We start from the raw sequence: 21157 nt of genomic DNA, 5'->3' as shown, positions 1-21157 counted from the left end.
TTTTTCGGTTGGAGGTTCTCAAATGGCAAAGGCCAAGCGCATGTATGGCTGCACGGAGTGCGGTGCGACCTTTCCCAAGTGGGCCGGCCAGTGCACTGAATGCGGTGCGTGGAACACCCTCACCGAAACCATGATTGAAAGTGGCGGCGCCGTGGCCCCCAGCGGCCGCTCCGGCTGGACCGGGCAACAAACCCAGATCAAGACCCTGGCTGAAGTCAGCGTCGAAGAAATCCCGCGTTTCTCCACAGCCTCCGGCGAGTTGGACCGGGTGCTGGGCGGCGGCCTGGTGGACGGCTCGGTGGTGCTGATCGGCGGTGACCCGGGCATCGGCAAATCCACGATCCTGCTGCAAACCCTGTGCAGCATCGCCAGCCGTATGCCGGCGCTGTATGTCACCGGCGAAGAATCCCAGCAACAGGTGGCCATGCGCGCCCGCCGCTTGGGGTTGCCCCAGGACCAGCTGCGGGTGATGACCGAAACCTGCATTGAAAGCATCATCGCCACCGCGCGCCTGGAAAAACCCAAGGTGATGGTGATCGACTCGATCCAGACGATTTTCACCGAACAACTGCAATCGGCGCCGGGTGGCGTGTCCCAGGTGCGGGAAAGTGCCGCATTGCTGGTGCGTTACGCGAAACAGAGCGGCACGGCGATTTTCCTGGTGGGCCATGTGACTAAAGAAGGCGCGCTGGCCGGGCCACGGGTGCTGGAACACATGGTCGACACGGTGCTGTATTTCGAAGGCGAGTCCGACGGCCGGTTGCGATTGTTGCGGGCGGTGAAGAACCGTTTTGGCGCGGTCAACGAATTGGGTGTGTTCGCCATGACCGACCGGGGCTTGAAGGAAGTCTCCAACCCGTCGGCGATTTTTCTGACCCGCGCTCAGGAAGAAGTCCCAGGCAGTGTGGTGATGGCAACGTGGGAAGGCACCCGGCCGATGCTGGTGGAAGTCCAGGCGCTGGTGGATGACAGCCACCTGGCGAACCCGCGTCGGGTCACGTTGGGCCTGGATCAGAACCGTCTGGCGATGTTGCTGGCGGTACTGCACCGCCACGGCGGCATTCCCACCCATGACCAGGACGTGTTCCTCAACGTGGTGGGCGGGGTCAAGGTGCTGGAGACCGCGTCCGACCTGGCGTTGATGGCGGCGGTGATGTCCAGCCTGCGCAACCGGCCGTTGCCCCACGACTTGCTGGTATTTGGCGAGGTGGGCCTGTCGGGTGAAGTGCGCCCGGTGCCGAGCGGGCAGGAGCGCCTGAAAGAAGCGGCCAAGCACGGCTTCAAGCGCGCCATTGTGCCCAAGGGCAATGCCCCGAAAGAAATGCCGCCGGGGCTGCAGGTGATCGGAGTGACCCGCCTGGAGCAGGCGCTGGATGCCCTGTTCGAATAGTCGCCAGCCACACATTACCCCTGTGGGAGCCGGGCTTGCCTGCGATGGCGGTGTATCAGCTAATTGATATGCAAACTGACACACCGCCATCGCAGGCAAGCCAGCTCCCACATTTTCAGATCTCCAGCAAGGCGGCGAATTCCCGCTCCAGCTCTTCCTGATCGCCCAGGTTCAACTCGATTATTCGCCGCAGGTGGCTGATCGAGTCGAGGTCGATGTGCTCGCACACAAAGCCCAGCTGCGCATGATCGTCGTGGGTCAGCCGCACTTGCATCTTCACGTCGGTCTCGGCGTCCAGATGAATATCCACGTCGAACGACTCGTAGCGATGGCCCTGCCAGCCTTCGGGCCGTTGCACGAGCAGTCCCTTGAGCGACAAATCCACCAGTTGCACCGGCCAGACATGGCCGTCTTGTGTCAGCTCGGTCTTGGCATCGAAGGCAATCCGTCGGAAACGGCGTCGGTCTGAAGGCTGTTCGCTCATGGTGAAACCCTCTGTGGATAAGAGAATTGTAGCCCTGCGCCATCATGGGGCGATTATTTCTGCTTTTTTCGCCCCGGCAAGGCTCTAGACCAACGTAGGGGGGTGGCCTTTAAGGCCAGTAGCGCTAAACTCGGGATGGCTGTCTTTCTGTCCACCCTGGCTGGAATATAAAAATGAAAAATAATAATAGCCTGCTACGCCATCTACCCTGGCTGCTGCTGGCAATCGTAGGAGCGTGCGCCCTGGGCGTAGTGGCCTTGCGCCGCGGCGAGGCGATCAACGCCTTGTGGATTGTGGTCGCCGCAGTGGCCATTTATCTGGTTGCTTACCGTTACTACAGTCTGTTCATCGCTAACCATGTGATGCAGCTCGATCCACTGCGGGCTACCCCCGCTGTGCTCAACAACGACGGTCTGGACTATGTGCCGACCAACAAACACATCCTTTTCGGTCACCACTTCGCGGCAATCGCCGGCGCTGGGCCTTTGGTCGGTCCGGTACTGGCGGCGCAGATGGGCTACCTGCCCGGTACGTTATGGCTGATCGCCGGCGTGGTGCTGGCGGGCGCGGTGCAGGACTTCATGGTCCTGTTCCTGTCCACCCGTCGCAACGGCCGTTCCCTGGGGGACATGGTCCGCGAAGAGATGGGCCGCGTGCCCGGGACCATCGCGCTGTTTGGCTGCTTCCTGATCATGATCATCATCCTCGCGGTGCTGGCGCTGATCGTGGTCAAGGCCCTGGCCGAAAGCCCGTGGGGCATCTTCACGGTGATGGCAACCATCCCGATCGCGATGTTCATGGGCATTTACATGCGCTACATCCGCCCGGGCCGCATCGGCGAGATCTCGATCATCGGCGTGCTGTTGCTGCTGGGCTCGATCTGGCTGGGCGGGCAGATTGCCGCTGACCCGGTATGGGGCAAGGCCTTTACGTTCACCGGCATCCAGATTACTTGGATGTTGATCGGCTACGGTTTCGTGGCGGCGGTGCTGCCGGTGTGGCTGATTCTCGCGCCACGCGACTACCTGTCTACCTTCCTGAAAATCGGCACCATCATCGCCCTGGCGATCGGCATCCTGGTGACCATGCCAGAGCTGAAAATGCCGGCGCTGACCCAGTTTATCGATGGCACCGGTCCGGTGTGGAAGGGCGGCCTGTTCCCGTTCCTGTTCATCACCATTGCCTGTGGCGCCGTGTCGGGCTTCCACGCGCTGATCTCCTCGGGCACTACGCCCAAGTTGCTGGCCAGTGAAGGGCACGCCCGTTACATCGGTTATGGCGGCATGTTGATGGAGTCGTTCGTGGCCATCATGGCAATGGTTGCCGCTTCGGTGATCGAGCCTGGCGTGTACTTCGCCATGAACAGCCCGGCCGCAATTGTGGGCGGTGACGTGGTGACCGTTGCGCAAACCGTCAGCAGCTGGGGTTTTGCGATTACCCCGGAAGCGTTGCAGGCAGTGGCGCATGACATCGGCGAGTCCACCATCCTGGCCCGTGCCGGCGGTGCGCCGACCCTGGCGGTCGGTATCGCGCAGATCCTGCACAGCGTACTGCCGGGTGAAAACACCATGGCGTTCTGGTACCACTTTGCGATCCTGTTCGAAGCGCTGTTCATCCTGACCGCAGTCGACGCCGGTACCCGTGCCGGTCGCTTCATGCTTCAGGACCTGCTCGGCTCCTTCGTACCGGCGCTCAAGCGTACCGAGTCCTGGACAGCCAACCTGATTGCCACCGCAGGTTGCGTGGCCATGTGGGGTTACCTGCTGTACCAAGGCGTGATCGACCCACTGGGCGGCATCAACACCTTGTGGCCGCTGTTCGGTATCTCCAACCAGATGCTGGCCGGTATCGCGCTGATGCTCGCCACTGTTGTGCTGATCAAAATGAAACGCCAACGCTACATCTGGGTGACCATGCTGCCGGCAGTCTGGCTGCTGATCTGCACCGTGACCGCAGGCTTCATCAAGCTGTTCGACGCCAACCCGGCGATCGGCTTCCTGTCGCTGGCCAAGAAATACAGCGATGCCCTGGCCGGCGGCCAGATCCTCGCACCGGCCAAGAGCATCGACCAGATGCAGCACGTGATCTGGAACGCCTACACCAACGCAACGCTGACGGCGCTGTTCCTGTTCGTGGTCTTCAGCATCCTGTTCTATGCGCTCAAGGTCGGCATTGCCGCCTGGGGCAAAAAGGAACGTACGGATAAAGAAGCGCCATACCAGGCCATCCCGGACGCTTGATAGAGGATTGCAATCATGTTCAATGACATCAGTCGCCTCGGTAAATACCTCGGTCAGGCCGCGCGCCTGATGGTCGGCATGCCCGACTACGACACCTACGTCGAGCATATGCAAACCAAACACCCGGACAAGCCGATGATGGACTACAAGGCGTTCTTCCGGGAACGCCAGGAAGCCCGTTACGGCGGCAAGGGCGGGCCCAAGTGCTGTTGAAGCACCGCATTTGAGCCCAACACCCTACTGTAGGAGCCCGGCTTGCCGGCGATAGCGATCTTCAGACCGCCATCGCCGGCAAGCCGGGCTCCTGCATTTCTTTTAGCGCATGGGAGATCGTTGTTTTGTTAACCCCCATCCCCGTCACCGTCCTCAGCGGCTTTCTTGGCGCTGGCAAGACCACCTTGTTGCGCCACCTGCTCAAGGCCGAGCACGGCTTGAAAATCGCCGTGATCGAGAACGAATTCAGCGACGCCGGTATCGACACCCAATTGCTGGGCAGCGAGCCGGTGCAAGTCATGACCCTGTCCAATGGCTGCGTGTGCTGCACCATTCACACCGACCTGACCAAGGCCCTGTACCTGCTGCTGGAGCGCCTGGACAGCGGCGAGATCGCCTTCGACCGCCTGGTGATCGAGTGCACCGGCCTGGCCGACCCGGCCCCGGTAGCCCAGACCTTTTTCATCGATGAAGAACTGCGCGAGCGCTACATCCTCGACGGCATCATCACCCTGGTGGACGCGGCCCACGCCGAGCACCACCTGACCCAGACCATCGCCCAGGCGCAGATCGGGTTTGCCGACCGCCTGCTGGTGAGCAAGCGTGACCTGGTGGACAACGCCACCTTTGACGCCCTGAGCGAGCGCCTGACCCGCATCAACCGCCGGGCACCGATTCGTGTAGTGGAGCACGGCAAGATCGACCTTGCCGAACTGCTGGATGTGCGCGGCTTCAACCTGAACGCCGGCATGAGCCTGCGCCCGGTGAGCCAGGCGCCGTCCATCGACCGTATTTCCAGCCTGGTGCTGCGCACCGACCAGCCGCTGGATATCGACAAGCTCAGCGAGTTCATGAACGAATTGCTGGAAGACCACGGCAAGCAACTGCTGCGCTACAAGGGCGTCCTGAACATTGCCGGGGAAGACCGGCGCATGGTGTTCCAGGGCGTGCTGAAGCTCTACGGGTTCGATTGGGACACCGAATGGGCCGAAGGCGAGCTGCGGGAAAGTGTGATTGTGTTTATTGCCGACGAGTTGCCGGAAGAGAAGATCCGCGAAGGCTTTGCACGGGTCTATCAACCCTGACTTGAAATGCGGTCAAGGTGGGAGCTGGCTTGCCTGCGATAGCAGTGTGTCAGTCACAGGTGTATTAACTGGCACACCGCTATCGCAGGCAAGCCAGCTCCCACACTTAACCGTATTTCAATTTGAAATCCGGCATAAAAAAGCCCGGCTCTTGAGCCGGGCTTTTCATTCAAGCTACTGCAATCAAGCGCCGTATACCGGCAGCTTCTTGCAGATGGCCTTGACCTTCTCACGCACAGCGTCGATCACTGCTTCGTTGTTCAGGTCAGCCAGGATGTCGCAGATCCAGCCAGCCAGTTCCTTGCACTCTGCTTCCTTGAAGCCACGAGTGGTCACAGCCGGGGTGCCGAAGCGCAGGCCGGAAGTGACGAACGGCGAACGTGGGTCGTTCGGTACCGAGTTCTTGTTCACGGTGATGAAGGCTTTGCCCAGTGCGGCGTCAGCATCCTTACCGGAGATGTCCTGCTTGATCAGCGACAGCAGGAACAGGTGGTTTTCAGTACCGCCGGACACCACGTCAAAACCGCGCTCGATGAACACACCGGCCATGGCCTTGGCGTTTTTCACCACTTGCTGCTGGTAGGTCTTGAACTCAGGCTGCAGGGCTTCCTTGAAGCAGATCGCTTTGGCGGCGATCACGTGCTCCAGCGGGCCACCTTGGCCGCCCGGGAATACGGCGGAGTTCAGCTTCTTCTCGATCTCGGCGTTGGCGCGCGCCAGGATCAGGCCGCCACGTGGACCGCGCAGGGTCTTGTGGGTCGTGGTGGTTACTACGTCAGCGAATGGCACCGGGTTCGGGTAGACGCCAGCGGCGACCAGACCGGCCACGTGGGCCATGTCGACGAACAGGTAGGCGCCGACTTTGTCAGCGATTGCGCGGAAGCGTGGGAAATCCAGGATCTGCGAGTAGGCAGAGAAACCGGCCACGATCATTTTTGGCTTGTGCTCAACCGCCAGGCGCTCGACTTCGTCGTAGTCGATCAGGCCGTTGCCGTCGATGCCGTACTGAACGGCGTTGTACAGCTTGCCGGAGGAGGAAACGCTGGCACCGTGGGTCAGGTGACCGCCGTGGGCCAGGCTCATGCCCAGGATGGTGTCGCCCGCTTGCAGCAGGGCCAGGTAAACGGCGCTGTTGGCTTGGGAGCCGGCGTGTGGCTGGACGTTGGCGTAATCGGCGCCGAACAGTTCCTTGGCGCGGTCGATTGCCAGCTGCTCAACGATGTCGACGTACTCGCAGCCACCGTAGTAACGCTTGCCTGGGTAGCCTTCGGCGTACTTGTTGGTCAGAACCGAACCTTGAGCCTCCATAACCGCAGGGCTGGTGTAGTTTTCCGAAGCGATCAGCTCAATGTGCTCTTCCTGGCGCACGGCTTCTTGCTCCATGGCGGCAAAGAGATCGGCGTCGTACTTGGCAATAGTCAAATCACGGCTGAACATGGCGGTCCTCAAGGATCGGGGGCAGAAAAGAAGCGCATTCTAACCCAATGGGTTTTAGATGGCATATGAAAGGACATCATGTCGCGGACAAGCGGGATTCACTTGGGGATGAGTGGTGCCCTTGTGGCGAGGGGGCTTGTCCCCCGTTGGGCTGCGCAGCAGCCCCATTCAGGGCTCACACGTTTATTCAGATAGATCGCGGTGGCAGGTTTTGGGGCTGCTTCGCAGCCCAACGGGGGACAAGCCCCCTCGCCACAAAAGCCGCATCACACGCTCTTAGTCGAACATGAACAGCGCATCATTGCTGAACTGCGCCTCAAACCGGTTCGCCGGCATCGGCCGCCCGAACAGGTAGCCCTGCACTTCGTCACAACCGTGCTCCCGCAGGAAGTCCAGCTGCTCATGGGTTTCCACGCCCTCGGCGATTACCGCCAGGTTCAGGCTGTGGGCCATGGCGATAATCGCCCGGGCAATCTGCGCATCCTGTTCACCCGACGGCAGGCCGTCGACAAAGGTGCGGTCGATCTTCAGCACGTCGATCGGGAATTGCTTGAGGTAGTTCAGCGACGAATAACCCGTGCCGAAGTCGTCTACCGCAATGCTCAGGCCGAGGTTTTTCAGGCTGGCGAGGATCTGCATCGCTTCATTGACCTCGCGCATCAGGATACTTTCGGTCAGCTCCAGCTCCAGGCACGCGGGCGGCAGGCCGGTGTCCTTGAGGATGGTGGCGATACGCTCGCCCAGTTGCCCGTCGGAGAACTGCCGGGCCGATATGTTGACCGAGACCTTGGGCACCCGCACCTTGTTCTGGTGCCAGGTCTTGAGTTGACGGCAGGCTTCGCTGATCACCCAGTCGCCTACATCCACCACCAGTCCCAACTCCTCCAGCACCGGGATGAAATCCCCCGGCGGCACCAGCCCGCGCCGCGGATGACGCCAGCGCAGCAGGGCTTCGGCGCCGGTCAGGCGTTTGCCGTCGCCGCTGAACTGCGGTTGGTAATAGAGTACGAATTCGTTCTGTTCGAGGGCGTGGCGCAGGTCGCTTTCCAGCTCCAGCCGCTCCAGGGCGCTGGCGTTCATGTCGGCCTGGTAGAACTGGAAGTTGTTCTTGCCGCGCTCCTTGGCGTGGTACATCGCCGTGTCGGCGTTCTTCATCAACTGGCTCAGCTCGTTGCCGTCCTGCGGGCTCAAGGCGATGCCGATACTGGCGGTCACGAAGAACTCGCGGCCCTCCAGCACAAACGGCTTCACCAGGCTGGCCAGGATCTGCTCGGCCACGTGAATCGCGCGGTTCAGCGCCATTTCACGGTTGACCCGTGGCTGCAGCAGCAAGGTGAACTCGTCGCCGCCCATGCGCGCCACGGTATCGTCTTCGGCCACGCAGCCCAGCAGGCGGGTGGCCATTTCCTTGAGCATGCGGTCGCCGGCGGCGTGGCCCAGGGAGTCGTTGATCGGCTTGAAGCGGTCGAGGTCGAGGAACATCAGCACCACCCACGACTTCTGCCGTTCCGCCGACTGCAACGCGGTGTGCAGGCGGTCCTGGAACAGCGTGCGGTTGGGCAGGTGGGTCAGGGCGTCGTAGTAGGCCAGGCGGTGGATCCGCTGTTCGCTGGCCTTGCGCTCGCTGATGTCACTGAAGAAGCACACGTAGCTGGCCAGGTCGCCTTCGTCATCGAACACGGCAGTAATCCCGACCCAGGCCGGGTAATGCTCGCCGTTGCGGCGCTTGAGCCACACTTCGCCTTCCCAGGTGCTGTGCTGGTGCAATTGCTTGAGCACGTAGCGCAGGTGAGCTTCCTGCTGTTCGTCGACGGTGAGCATGTTCGGCAACTGGTCGAGCACGTCCGCCACCGCATAACCGCTGACCCGGCTGAAGGCCTCGTTGGCCTGCACGATATAGCCGGCCGGGTCGGTGATCAGGATCGCCGAGGTGGAGTGTTCGAATACCGTGGCCGCCATGCGCAGGTCTTTTTCCGCGCGGCGTTGCTGGCTGATATCGCGACCCACGCCGAGGATGCCTTCGAATGCACCGTGCTCGTCCCACACCAGCACCAGGCGCAGCTCGATGGGGATCTTGCGCCCGTCGGCGCGCAGGCAGTCGAACAGGAACAACTGGGTCTGCACGTCGTTGCGCAAGGCCGCCAGGGACTCGGGTTGGTCCAGGGCGCGGCTGACTTGTTCCACCAGGGAGTAGATGCCGGTCAGTTGCTGCGGGTTGGCAATGGTCGATTGCCAGCCGTTTTCAAAGATCCAGTCAACGTCATAACCCAGCACCGCGTTTACCGAAGGGCTGACGTAGTTGAGGGCCAGCTTGCTGTCGGTGGAAAAGATCACGTCGCTGATGCTTTCGGCCAGCATGCGGTAGCGCTGTTCGCTGTCCCGCAGGGATTCGCTGGCCTCGATCTGGTCGGTGATGTCCTTGGCCACGCCGATAATGCGCGTCACCTGGTCGGTCTTGTCCCGGGCCAGGGCCTGTTCGCGGATATCGAAGCGCCGCCATTGGTTGTTGCGGTGACGAAAGCGCAGCTGGCACTGCAACTGGCTGAGGTAGCCGGCCTGGCGCTGTTGCTGGCGCAGGTCGTGGTAGCGCTCGGCGTCTTCGGGGTGCAGCAGGATTTCCCAGAAATACTCGCCCATTTGCTGCAGTTCGGGCTTGTTGTAGCCCAGGGTGTGGCCAAGGTGGTGGTTGCTGAAAATCATCCGCTGGCTGATCACGTCCTGCACATACAGGTGATCGGGCACGGTGCGCACCACGTCCGACCAGAAACCCTCGCGCTCCACCAGCGACAGCTCGATCAGCTTGCGGCTGGTGATGTCGCTGATGCTCAGGATCACGGCCTTGAAGTCGTCCTGTTGCTCCGGCAGGCGCATCACCAGCCACAGGTATTGGTCGTTGCCTGCGACGTCGCTGAGCTGGATTTCCAGTTCGAGCTGTTTCTGTTGGGTCAGTACCGCGTCGATCACCTGGTGGCCGATGGCGGTCGGGCTCGACGGGCAGGCGTCGATCAGGCGCTCCCAGGCTTGCTCGCAAGAGGCGACATTCAGCAGGCGCACCGCCACCTGATTGACCTCGGTAATACGCAGTTCCTTGAGCAGTTGCTGGCGTTGCTCCGGGCTGTCTTGCAGTAACTGTTGCAACTGTTCGCGGGTTTGCAGTCGGGCTCTATCGAAGAACGCACGCAGGCCAGACAGGTCCAGCACGCACAGCGCCACGCCGGTGCCTTCGAAAATATCCTGGTAGCGGCGCCGTCCCTCGTGCACCTGGCGCTGACGGCGGCGCATGTTCAGCAGCACGATCACCGGGATCAGCGAGAAGGCCAGGCCCAGCAGACATTTGCCAATAAAGGCCGGCAGCAGTTGTTCCAGCACGGCAGCGCGGTCGAACAGGCCGCGCAGTTGCCAGTCGCTCTTGCTCAGGGGCGTGACCAGTACACTTTTGTTCAATTCGTCCGGGGTCAACGACGAGGCCCATTGGGCCGGCATGCCGCTGTCACGGCTGACCACGCGGTGGTTGAGGCGGTTTTCGATGACCCACATGGGGCGCTGGCCCTGGCCGTCCTGGCGGGTCAGGTTGGCCAGGTAATTGGGCGCCAGGCGCAGGGCCCAGTACATCTTGGTGCCGCCGCTGGGCTGGTGCAGCAGCAGGTAGATGACGGTACCGTCGTTGTTGTTGCTCAGGTAATAGGACTGGGCGTGGCTGCGCTTGACCAGTTCTTCAAGCCAGGCGCTGTCCTGGCTGTCGCTGGCGCTGTCACTGATCATCGCGCCGCTGGGGGCGAGCAGGGCGACGCTGCGCAACTCCGGCAGGGAGCGTTGCAGGGTGCGCATCAGGATTTGTTGCTGTTCGGTGTCCCGGGGCGGCTCGACGATCGGTAGCAGGTTCAGGGCGATTTGCGCGCTGAGGGCCATGTTCAGGCTGATCTGTTCGGCCAGGTCGGCGCTGTAGTCGATGGTGTATTGCTGCTGGTTTTTCTGGTTTTGCTGCAATTGGTCCAGCAGTTGCCAGAACAGCAGCGCGAGCAGCAGCAGGACAAGCGTCGCCAATGCGCCCTTCAGGGTTCCGTGCAGGGGCGCTCCCGGCGCTATATGAGCGGCGCGCAGGGGAGTTGGCGGCGTGACGTTGGACAAACTGTGATCCTGCGGTTTGGCTGGACTGGCGCGCGACGTGCACTATAAGCCGGACGCCCGGAGGGCGGCTAGCATGCCTTGTGTTGTGGCAAAGTGCCAGCCCCGCCTGGCTGGACTGCCCACCCGCATTCAGGTAGCTTTGCCGGTTACGCGAGGGCGTTCCAGCCCCAGACAATCAGGCATCTACCGCACGCAGGCATTGATAGATATCAACGGCCCGCGCGGCGCATGGCCTGGCACGGGTTTCGCCCGCTTAATTCATCAGTCACTGACGCTAGGTTCACCATGGCTCAATACGTCTTCACCATGCATCGGCTGGGAAAAGTTGTTCCGCCGAAGCGGGAAATCCTGAAAAACATTTCTCTGTCCTTCTTCCCGGGCGCCAAGATCGGCGTGCTCGGCCTCAACGGTTCGGGTAAATCCACCCTGTTGAAAATCATGGCCGGCGTCGACACCGAATTCGACGGCGAAGCCCGCCCGATGCCCGACCTGAACATCGGCTACCTGCCGCAAGAGCCGATCCTGGACCCGACCAAGACCGTGCGTGAAGTGGTCGAGGAAGCCGTCAGCGTGATCAAGAACGCCCAGGCGCGCCTGGACGAGGTCTACGCGGCCTACGCTGAAGAAGATGCCGACTTCGACAAACTGGCGGCAGAACAGGCCAAGCTCGAAGCCATCCTGCAAGCCGCAGACGGTCACAACCTGGACCGGCAGCTGGAAGTCGCCGCCGACGCGCTGCGCCTGCCGGCGTGGGACGCCAAGGTTGAACACCTGTCCGGTGGTGAAAAGCGTCGTGTGGCCCTGTGCCGCCTGCTGCTGTCGGCCCCTGACATGCTGTTGCTCGACGAACCCACCAACCACCTGGACGCCGATTCCGTCGCCTGGCTGGAGCATTTCCTCCACGACTTCCCGGGCACCGTGGTTGCGATCACGCACGACCGGTACTTCCTGGACAACGTGGCCGGCTGGATTCTGGAACTCGACCGCGGCGCCGGTATCCCTTACGAGGGCAACTACTCCGGTTGGCTGGAAGCCAAGTCCGACCGTCTGACGGCCGAATCCAAGCAGCAGTCGGCCCATGAAAAGGCCATGAAAGACGAGCTGGAATGGGTGCGTAAAGGCGCCAAGGCACGTCAGTCGAAATCCAAGGCCCGTCTCGCGCGTTTCGAAGAGATGCAATCCCAGGAATTCCAGAAGCGTTCCGAGACCAACGAGATATACATCCCGGCCGGTCCGCGCCTGGGTGACAAGGTCATCGAGTTCAAGAACGTCTGCAAAGGCTACGGCGATCGCGTATTGATCGACAACCTGTCGTTCTCCATGCCAAAAGGCGCCATCGTTGGTGTGATCGGCGGTAACGGTGCGGGTAAATCCACGCTGTTCCGCATGCTGATGGGCAAGGAACAACCGGACTCGGGCACCATCGAAGTCGGCGAAACCGTGCAGCTGGCGTGCGTGGACCAGAGCCGCGACGACCTCGACGGCAGCAAGACGGTGTTCCAGCAGATTTCCGACGGTTCCGACCAGATCCGTATCGGCAACTATGAAATCCCGTCGCGCACCTACGTGGGTCGCTTCAACTTCAAGGGCGGCGACCAGCAGAAGTTCGTCAAGGACCTGTCCGGTGGTGAGCGCGGTCGCTTGCACCTGGCCCTGACCTTGAAAGAGGGCGGCAACGTCCTGCTGCTCGACGAACCGTCAAACGACCTCGACGTTGAAACCCTGCGTTCCCTGGAAGAAGCCCTGCTGGACTTCCCGGGCGCCGCCATTGTGATCTCTCACGATCGGTGGTTCCTTGACCGCGTGGCCACTCACATCCTGGCGTACGAAGACGACTCCCAAGCCGTGTTCTTCGAAGGCAACTACACCGAATACGAAGCCGATCGCAAGAAACGCCTCGGCGAAGCCGCTGCCCAGCCGCATCGTGTACGGCACAAGAAACTGGCCTGATTCGGGCTGGTGGTTTGAAAAAGCGGAGCCTTCGGGCTCCGCTTTTTTTTGCGTGTTTTCAGGTGGACCGCGTCGTCTGCATCGCAGGCAAGCCAGCTCCCACATTCGACCGCGTTGTCTTGAATGTACGCAGCCAGATGTGGGAGCTGGCTTGCCTGCGATAGCGGTTCATTTGTTGGTGCGAAACTTTGATTGAAATCTTCATTAAGGTGCAAAAACTGCCTTAATTTATATCAAATGCACCATTTAAATTCACAAAGGCGACATTTTGCCCTGTCGCGGTGCGGCATGAGTTGATAAAGTCCGGGACAAATCTCCTTTAACGACAATAAATTTGCCGAGACTTTTCATGATTGAATCCGTTGAATCCTTCCTTGCCCGCCTCAAAAAACGCGACCCCGACCAGCCCGAATTCCACCAGGCCGTGGAAGAAGTCCTGCGCAGTTTGTGGCCGTTTCTTGGAGCCAATCCCCACTACCTGAACTCGGGCATCCTGGAGCGCATCTGCGAGCCTGAGCGTGCGATTGTGTTCCGGGTGTCGTGGGAAGATGACCAGGGCAAAGTGCGGGTCAACCGCGGGTTCCGGATCCAGATGAACAGCGCCATCGGCCCATACAAAGGCGGCCTGCGTTTCCACCCGTCGGTCAACCTCGGCGTGCTGAAATTCCTCGCCTTCGAACAAACCTTCAAGAATTCCCTGACCTCGCTGCCCATGGGCGGCGGCAAGGGCGGCTCGGACTTCGATCCCAAGGGCAAGAGCGACGCCGAGGTGATGCGCTTCTGCCAGGCGTTCATGAGCGAGTTGTATCGCCATATCGGCTCGGACGTGGATGTGCCCGCCGGTGATATCGGCGTGGGCGCCCGCGAGATCGGCTTCCTGTTCGGCCAATACAAGCGCCTGAGCAACCAGTTCACCTCGGTGCTGACCGGCAAGGGCATGAGCTACGGCGGCAGCCTGATCCGCCCGGAAGCCACCGGTTTTGGCTGTGTGTACTTCGCCGAGGAAATGCTCAAGCGCAATGGCGAGCGGGTCGAAGGCAAGCGCGTGGCCATCTCCGGTTCCGGCAACGTCGCGCAATACGCGGCGCGCAAGGTCATGGACCTGGGGGGCAAGGTGATTTGCCTGTCCGACTCCGAAGGCACCCTGTACTGCGAAAGCGGCTTGACCGAAGAACAATGGACGGCGCTGCTGGAGCTGAAAAACGTACAGCGCGGGCGCATCAGCGAACTGGCGGTGCGTTTTGGCCTGGAATTCCGTGCCGGCAAGGCGCCGTGGGAGTTGGCCTGCGATATCGCGCTGCCCTGTGCGACCCAGAACGAACTGGACGCCGAAGCGGCGCGCACCCTGTTGCGCAATGGCTGCGTGTGCGTGGCCGAAGGCGCCAACATGCCCACCACCCTTGAGGCGGTGGATATCTTTATCGAGGCCGGCATCCTGTTCGCGCCGGGCAAGGCGTCCAATGCGGGCGGCGTGGCGGTGAGCGGGCTGGAGATGTCGCAGAACGCCATGCGCCTGCTGTGGACCGCCGGCGAAGTGGACAGCAAGCTGCACAACATCATGCAGTCGATCCACCATGCGTGCGTGCATTACGGCGAAGAGAACGGTCGGGTCAACTACGTGAAGGGCGCCAACATCGCAGGCTTTGTGAAAGTTGCGGACGCGATGCTGGCCCAAGGCATCGTTTAAGCCTCGGGCTCGATGCGCAGGATTTCGATCAACTGATCACCGACGGGGCGCTTCCACAGCACCTCGTCGCCCACCTGCGCACCCAGCAGCGCCCGGCCCAGGGGCGAACCCCAGTTGATCAGGCCCACCGTGGCGTCGGCCTGGTCTTCGCCCACTAACTGAATGCGCTGCTCTTCGTCCTGTTCGTTGGCAAAGGTCACCCAACTGCCGATCTGCACCTTGTCGGTGGAGGTTGCCGGCGCCACCACCTGTGCGCTTTGCAGGCGCTGGTTGAAGTAACGCAAATCCCGCTCAAGGTCGGCCTGGCGCTGTTTATCGGCCTGCTCGCCCTTGGCGGATTCTTCGCTGTGCTCGTTCTGCAACTGCGCCACCTTGGCCTGCAACTGCGCAAGCCCGCGGGCGGTGAGGTGATTGGGTTGCGCGCTGACCTGGCGTTCTACCGGTTGGCTGGCCTGGGCAGCGGCGCTGTCTTCATTGACGAACGCTCGACTCATGGGATTCTCCTGCTATGGAGTTTGGGCCATGGTCGCAGGGGTTAAGTTTCGCTGGATGTCTGAAAGCGACCTATGGCGAGCGAAAGGCCCGGGCGGCGTCGCGGTCCTTTTCCTGTTGCCAGGCGCGTTCGCGGTCGTCCCAGTGGCGGTTCTTATAGTCATTCAGGTCTTCGTTCTCGCGCATGGCCTTGCACTGGCGGAAGCCGTCATCCCAGCCTTCGGCGTAGGTGCGGTCCTTCAGATAGCGGGGGACGTTCTTGCGAAATTCCCCGGTGATCACCCCGGCGGCCTGGCGGCCGCTGCTGCAACCGTCGTCATAGCCGTCGGCGAAGGCGGGTGGGTAACCCTTGGCCAGCAAATCCTCATGGGTTGATTGGCAACCCGAGAGCAGGGCCAACACGCCCAGCATTACTGCGTACCGCCACATCGCATGCTCCCTGGCCGTTGAACGGCTGATGAGGGGAGTTTAGAAGGCGATTCGTTGGGGGGATGTGAAAGGGCTGTGATTAATCTGTTGGCACTGCTGCCTCTGAAGTAACGCGGTCAAAATGTGGGAGTTGGCTTGCCTGCGATGCCATCACAGGCAAGCCTGCTCCCACATTTGATAGATGTTTTCCTGGCGAGTGGGGTGGTCAGTAGTGATACCACTTCACTTCCAGCATCACTTCATTCACCGGCGTCGCCAAGTGGCTGTATTCACGCTGGGCACTCAGTCTCAACCCCAGGTTGCGCGACAATTCCCACTGTTGATTCAGGCTGATACTGCGCCGTACTTCACCATTGGTGAAGAAATCACCCTTGGCTTCCAGGCTCAGGTTGCCCAGCGGATTGCGCCACAGCACGCCGGTGTTGAAGCCGGCCGCCGGGGAGATGGCTTCGCCAAAGTCGCTGTTGTGTTCCACGCGCACGGTACCGAGGGCGAAGCCCAGCATGTCGTCGCGCAGTTGCCAGGTGCCGCCGGCGCCGCCGTTGACGTGGCTGACCAGGGTTTCGTCGTCATGTTTGCCCGGCACGCGCTCAAGGCCGCCGGTCACTTGCCACGACCAGGGTTGCAGCAGTGCGTTGCGTGGGGTCAGTGAGCGGATGGTCGCCAGGTCCAGTTGCTGCAATTGCCAGTGGTTGCCTTCGTACTGGCGCAGTTTCATTTGCAGGATTTCGATCTGCGCGCCCAGCGGGAAGCCTTCGGCGTTGTCGTTCAGGTCGTGATAGGCCATGCGCAGGCCATATTCGCCGAAGGCCTTGTCGCCCCGGGTGCCGATGCCGGCTTGCCAGGTGCGGGATTCGTGGCCGTCTTCGGGCAGGCCGGGGCGTTCGATCTTCAGGTCCGGTGCCGGGTTCTGGTTGATCGCCCGCAGCAGTTCGAAGCTGCGCTGGGAGCGTTCGGTGTCGCGCTCCAGGCCGTTGGCGCGGTAGCGGCCGAGGCGGTAGGCGGCGTCGATGATCAGGGCCTGGCGGTCTTTGGCGATGGCCTTGAAGCCCGGCTCCTGCAGTTGTTTCTGGTCGTCGCTGATCTTCAGCACCCATTGCTGCTCATCACTGCTCAGAGGCTTGGCACGTTCCAGCAGTTCGCGTTCACGGGACGGGCGATAGTCGATTTTCTCCACCAGGCCGGCTTCTTTCACGGCTTTCACAGTGTCGGTAGGAATCGCGGTCAGCGGGAATTGTTCGGTCAGCCGCAGCGTTGGGCGGGCCACTTGCAGCAGTTCCAGCAGGCGATAGGAGCAGTTTTCGTCGAAGAAGAAGTAGTCGAACTGGATCTGTTTGAGTTCCCACACATGCTCGACCATGCGCTCGGTCTCGACCTGGCTCAGGTTCAGGCGGTATTCCCACAGGTCGCGGTTCTCCAGGCTACGGTATTCGGAGAGTTTTTCCTGGTAGGGCACCAGCGCAAACAGGCCGGGATAACCGCCCATCAGGCCTTTCCAGGCGTAGAGGATGCTGTTGTCCGAGCCTTCGATATAGGCGCCAAAGTTGATCGCGTAGCTGAGCAGCGCGGTGTTGTTGCTCTGCACGTCAGCCTGGTCGATGCGCAGCAGGGTGTGGCCGAACATTGACGACGGGCTGTTGAGGTAGGCCGCCGGGAAGATCATCACCGCGCTGTGGGGGGCAACGTCCTTGAACCATTGCTTGAATTCCTTGCAGTCCAGCGCCGGCAAGTCAGTCAGGTGCAACTGGTCCTTGAGCCAACGGGTACGTGCGGGGTAAACGCATTGGGCGTGTTTTTCACCGAGGCTGGCCGGAGCATAGAGTGCTTCTACGGTGGCCTTCAGTTCCTGGTCCGGATGGTGGGCGCCATCGGGTGCGAGGAAGAATTTCTTGTCGCTGACATAACTGCGCCAGCCTTCGAACTTGCCGGATTCGTAATGCCCCAGCGACAGCCAGAACGGCTCGTTGGCCAGTTGCTGCAAACGTTGATCATCAAGGTGCGGTGCCGCATACAGCGGGGCGCAGGCGAAGAGTGCCAGGTAGGCAAGGCGTTTGAGCATGTGGGCAACTTAAGTCGAGATAAAAAGACCCAAAGGGGAGGCAGGTCCAAAAATAATAAAACCCGTGCCTCGAAAGGCACGGGCGGGTCGAGCTTAAGCCTGGGTAGCGTATTTCGCCAGGCGGGTGTCGCCTTTCAGTACGGCCAGGGTGTTGTTGTGCACGTCATCAGCGGTTACGTCAGCTTTGCTGAAGATTTGCTGGAAGTGCTCGTGAGTCACCGCGGCAAAGTGCTCGCGGTCTTCAGGAGCAACACCCAGTACCACGGCGTAGGTAGTCAGCGCTTCGCCGTTACCTTTGGCCATGTCTTCGGACAGCTCGTTCATCATGCCATTCATGGCAATCCACGATTTGCCACCGTAGGTCAGTGCGCTGTTGGTGTTACAGCCGTTAGTGCCCGAGGTCATGCCGAAAGTGGCGTTCCCCGAGGTACCGTTGGTGGTGGAAGCCAGGAAGTGAGCGGGAGTGCCGCGTTGGCCTTCGAACAACATGTTGCCCCAACCGCAGTTCGGGCCACCTGGCGCTTCAGCCATTGCATTGAGGGAGACTACGGTGAAGAGAGTACCAAGAAGGATCCGTTTCATAGCTTTGTTCTCTTTGTGTGCAAACCAATGGACAAGGGTTCAGGTGCCTGACAGCACCCTAGGGGCCGGTTATTAGTCCAACCCGCAGCAGGTTGGAGTTTAGGCACGATCCAAGGGTTCCGTTATTTTTTGTGAAACAAGCCGGAAACACTCGGTTTTTTTACAGCCTCAAAGCCGGGTCTATGCTTTCCCTAAGCCGTGCCTTGCCAGCCGGCCCAACCCGGCGCCAGAATGCCGTCATCTGCCCCGCCTGATGTAAGGAAGCCCGATGCCTGATCCTGTTGCTGCCAGCTTGCGTCTAGCGCCTGAAGCGCTGACTCGTCCTTTTTCCGCTGAACAGTTCAGCTTCTCGACCACCAATGATTTGGAGCCCTTTCGCGGTGTGCTTGGCCAGGAACGTGCGGTCGAAGCCTTGCAGTTTGGTGTGGCCATGCCACGCCCCGGTTACAACGTATTTGTGATGGGCGAGCCCGGGACCGGCCGCTTTTCGTTCGTCAAACGCTACCTCAAGGCCGAAGGCAAACGCCTGCAGACCCCGGCCGACTGGGTCTACGTCAATAATTTCGATGAGCCTCGCGAGCCCCGCGCGCTGGAACTGCCTGCGGGCGGTGCTGCCGCGTTCATCAGCGACATCAACGGCTTGATCGACAACCTGGTCGCGACCTTTCCGGCGGTGTTCGAACACCCGACGTATCAACAGCGCAAAAGCGCCATCGACCGTGCCTTCAACCAGCGTTACGACCGTGCCCTGGATGTGATCGAGCGCCTGGCCCTGGAAAAGGACGTGGCGCTGTACCGTGACAGCAGCAACATCGCCTTTACCCCGATGCTCGACGGCAAGGCGCTGGACGAGGCCGAGTTTTCGCAGTTGCCGGAAGCCGACCGCGAGCGTTTCCACACCGATATTTCCGAACTGGAAGAACGGCTCAACGAAGAGCTCGCCAGCCTGCCCCAGTGGAAGCGCGAGTCCAATAACCAGATGCGCCAGTTCAACGAAGAAACCATCACCCTGGCCTTGCAGCCACTGTTGGCGCCGTTGTCCGAGAAGTACGCGGAGAACGCGGCCGTCTGCGGCTACTTGCAGGCCATGCAGGTGTACCTGCTGAAAACCGTGGTCGAGCAGTTGGTGGATGACGCGAAAACCGACGCCCAGGCCCGCAAGTTGCTGGAAGAGCAGTACTGCCCGAGCCTGGTGGTGGGCCATCCGGTCAACGGTGGCGCGCCGGTGGTATTCGAGCCGCACCCGACCTACGACAACCTGTTCGGCCGTATTGAATACAGCACCGACCAGGGCGCGCTCTACACCACCTATCGGCAGTTGCGGCCGGGCGCGCTGCACCGGGCCAACGGCGGTTTCCTGATCCTCGAAGCCGAGAAAATGCTCAGCGAGCCGTTTGTGTGGGACGCCCTCAAGCGTGCCCTGCAGTCGCGCAAGCTGAAGATGGAATCACCGTTGGGCGAACTGGGCCGCCTGGCCACCGTGACCCTCAACCCGCAAGTGATCCCGTTGCAGCTCAAGGTCATCATCATCGGCTCCCGCCAGCTGTACTACGCGTTGCAAGACGCGGATCCGGACTTCCAGGAGATGTTCCGGGTGCTGGTGGATTTTGACGAAGACATTCCGATGGTGGATGAAAGCCTGGAGCAGTTTGCACAGTTGCTGAAAACCCGCACCTCGGAAGAAGGCATGGCGCCGTTGACCTCGGACGCTGTGGCGCGGCTGGCGACCTACAGCGCGCGGCTGGCGGAGAACCAGGGGCGCCTGTCGGCGCGTATTGGCGATTTGTTCCAGTTGGTCAGCGAGGCGGATTTCATTCGCCACCTGGCGGGCGATGAGCGCACGGATGCCGGGCACATCGAGCGCGCGCTCAAGGCCAAGGCCACGCGCACCGGGCGGGTGTCGGCGCGGATTCTCGACGACATGCTCGCCGGGGTGATCCTGATCGACACCGCCGGTGCCGCGGTGGGCAAGTGCAACGGGCTGACAGTGTTGGAGGTCGGTGACTCGGCATTCGGTGTGCCGGCGCGGATTTCTGCCACGGTGTACCCGGGCGGCAGCGGCATCGTCGATATTGAGCGCGAAGTTAACCTCGGCCAGCCGATTCACTCCAAGGGCGTGATGATCCTCACCGGTTATCTGGGCAGCCGTTATGCCCAGGAATTCCCGCTGGCGATCTCGGCGAGTATCGCCCTGGAGCAGTCCTACGGTTACGTCGACGGCGACAGTGCGTCCCTGGGCGAGGCGTGCACCTTGATCTCGGCCCTGTCGAAGACGCCGCTCAAGCAGTGCTTTGCCATCACCGGTTCCATCAACCAGTTTGGTGAAGTGCAGGCGGTGGGTGGGGTCAACGAGAAGATCGAAGGTTTCTTCCGCCTCTGTGAAGCCCGCGGGCTGACCGGCGAGCAGGGCGCGATCATTCCCCAGGCCAACGTCGCGACGCTGATGCTTGATGAGAAGGTGTTGCAGGCCGTGCGGGACGGGCAATTCCACGTCTACGCCGTGCGTCAGGCTGACGAAGCCCTGAGCCTGCTGGTGGGCGAGCCGGCGGGGTCGCCGGACGAGGAGGGGCAATTCCCGGAAGGCAGCGTCAACGCGCGGGTGGTGGAGCGCCTGCGGGCGATTGCCGAGATGATCAGCGAAGATGATCTGAAGGAAGCCGAGAAGGAGCTGGCGCAGGAGGCGTTGGCTGAGACCAAGCCCGTGTGATGTTGATCGGATGAGGGGCGCGCCTTGTGGCGAGGGGGCTTGTCCCCCGTTGGGCTGCGAAGCGGCCCCAAATCCAGGCAGTGTGTTTTACCTGTTAGAGCGCGTTTATCCTATTGGGGCTGCTTCGCAGCCCAGCGGGAGACAAGCCCCCTCACCACAGGGCAGTCGTCCGTTGGTCCCCCAGCCTTGGTTTGTACCGGGTTTCTTCTATTCTCAGCTCAAGGGATATCCACAGGAGTCGCTGGATAGAAACAGTCTTGCCCTGCGAGGCTGA

14 protein-coding genes are annotated in these 21157 nt (G+C 61.2%); 7 read left to right on the top strand and 7 right to left on the bottom strand.

Annotation, left to right across the window (positions count from 1 at the left end):
* Positions 1–22 precede the first annotated feature (22 nt).
* Complete coding sequence (gene radA, locus HKK54_RS05850) at positions 23–1390, top strand: DNA repair protein RadA (protein WP_003215821.1); 1368 nt, start codon at positions 23–25, stop codon at positions 1388–1390.
* 115 nt (positions 1391–1505) lie between these two features.
* On the opposite strand, the gene HKK54_RS05845 is transcribed toward radA, so the two are convergent.
* The gene (locus tag HKK54_RS05845; protein WP_169386347.1) at positions 1506–1874 is read right to left on the bottom strand and encodes a PilZ domain-containing protein; all 369 of its coding nucleotides are present in this window, start codon (positions 1872–1874) and stop codon (positions 1506–1508) included.
* 173 nt (positions 1875–2047) lie between these two features.
* Between HKK54_RS05845 and HKK54_RS05840 the strand changes: the two genes are divergently transcribed.
* The 3 genes from HKK54_RS05840 to yjiA all read left to right on the top strand — a co-directional run bounded on the left by HKK54_RS05840 (position 2048) and on the right by yjiA (position 5412).
* Positions 2048–4114: a carbon starvation CstA family protein gene (locus tag HKK54_RS05840; protein WP_010174921.1), complete on the top strand. Its 2067-nt coding sequence runs from the start codon at positions 2048–2050 to the stop codon at positions 4112–4114.
* A 15-nt stretch (positions 4115–4129) separates the two neighbouring features.
* Positions 4130–4327, top strand: a complete 198-nt coding sequence (locus tag HKK54_RS05835) for a YbdD/YjiX family protein (protein WP_003176208.1) — start codon at positions 4130–4132, stop codon at positions 4325–4327.
* Positions 4328–4452: 125 nt separating this feature from the next.
* Positions 4453–5412: a GTPase gene (gene yjiA / locus HKK54_RS05830; RefSeq protein ID WP_010174923.1), complete on the top strand. Its 960-nt coding sequence runs from the start codon at positions 4453–4455 to the stop codon at positions 5410–5412.
* A 183-nt stretch (positions 5413–5595) separates the two neighbouring features.
* Here the strand turns inward: yjiA and glyA are convergent, their stop codons facing one another.
* Both glyA and HKK54_RS05820 read right to left on the bottom strand, forming a co-directional pair.
* Complete coding sequence (gene glyA, locus HKK54_RS05825; protein WP_010174925.1) at positions 5596–6849, bottom strand: serine hydroxymethyltransferase; 1254 nt, start codon at positions 6847–6849, stop codon at positions 5596–5598.
* A gap of 276 nt (positions 6850–7125) precedes the next feature.
* Positions 7126–10977: a bifunctional diguanylate cyclase/phosphodiesterase gene (locus tag HKK54_RS05820; protein ID WP_169386346.1), complete on the bottom strand. Its 3852-nt coding sequence runs from the start codon at positions 10975–10977 to the stop codon at positions 7126–7128.
* Positions 10978–11262: 285 nt separating this feature from the next.
* Between HKK54_RS05820 and ettA the strand changes: the two genes are divergently transcribed.
* Together ettA and gdhA are read left to right on the top strand one after the other, a co-directional pair.
* Positions 11263–12927 carry an energy-dependent translational throttle protein EttA gene (gene ettA / locus HKK54_RS05815; protein WP_169386345.1) on the top strand — a complete coding sequence of 555 codons (1665 nt, stop codon included), beginning with the start codon at positions 11263–11265 and terminating at the stop codon, positions 12925–12927.
* Positions 12928–13276: 349 nt separating this feature from the next.
* Entirely contained in the window at positions 13277–14614 is a 1338-nt protein-coding gene (gene gdhA, locus HKK54_RS05810) for an NADP-specific glutamate dehydrogenase (RefSeq protein ID WP_169386344.1), read from the top strand.
* Here gdhA and HKK54_RS05805 read toward each other — a convergent pair.
* The 4 genes from HKK54_RS05805 to HKK54_RS05790 form a co-directional block, all read right to left on the bottom strand.
* Positions 14611–15108: a GreA/GreB family elongation factor gene (locus tag HKK54_RS05805; protein ID WP_010174931.1), complete on the bottom strand. Its 498-nt coding sequence runs from the start codon at positions 15106–15108 to the stop codon at positions 14611–14613. The genes gdhA and HKK54_RS05805 overlap by 4 nt on opposite strands.
* Before the next feature lie 70 nt (positions 15109–15178).
* Positions 15179–15535, bottom strand: a complete 357-nt coding sequence (locus HKK54_RS05800) for a hypothetical protein (RefSeq protein WP_169386343.1) — start codon at positions 15533–15535, stop codon at positions 15179–15181.
* A gap of 205 nt (positions 15536–15740) precedes the next feature.
* Entirely contained in the window at positions 15741–17594 is a 1854-nt protein-coding gene (locus HKK54_RS05795; protein WP_169386342.1) for an Lnb N-terminal periplasmic domain-containing protein, read from the bottom strand.
* 93 nt (positions 17595–17687) lie between these two features.
* Positions 17688–18176, bottom strand: coding sequence for a DUF3015 domain-containing protein (locus tag HKK54_RS05790; protein ID WP_010174937.1), 489 nt, complete (start codon positions 18174–18176; stop codon positions 17688–17690).
* Between the two features lie 268 nt (positions 18177–18444).
* Between HKK54_RS05790 and HKK54_RS05785 the strand changes: the two genes are divergently transcribed.
* The gene (locus tag HKK54_RS05785) at positions 18445–20883 is read left to right on the top strand and encodes a Lon protease family protein (RefSeq protein ID WP_010174939.1); all 2439 of its coding nucleotides are present in this window, start codon (positions 18445–18447) and stop codon (positions 20881–20883) included.
* The last annotated feature ends 274 nt before the right edge of the window (positions 20884–21157 follow it).

The organism is Pseudomonas sp. ADAK13 (genome assembly GCF_012935715.1).
Classification (GTDB): domain Bacteria; phylum Pseudomonadota; class Gammaproteobacteria; order Pseudomonadales; family Pseudomonadaceae; genus Aquipseudomonas.
Note: the sequence above shows the minus strand (reverse complement) of the source record. Positions and strands in the feature narration are given on the sequence as shown.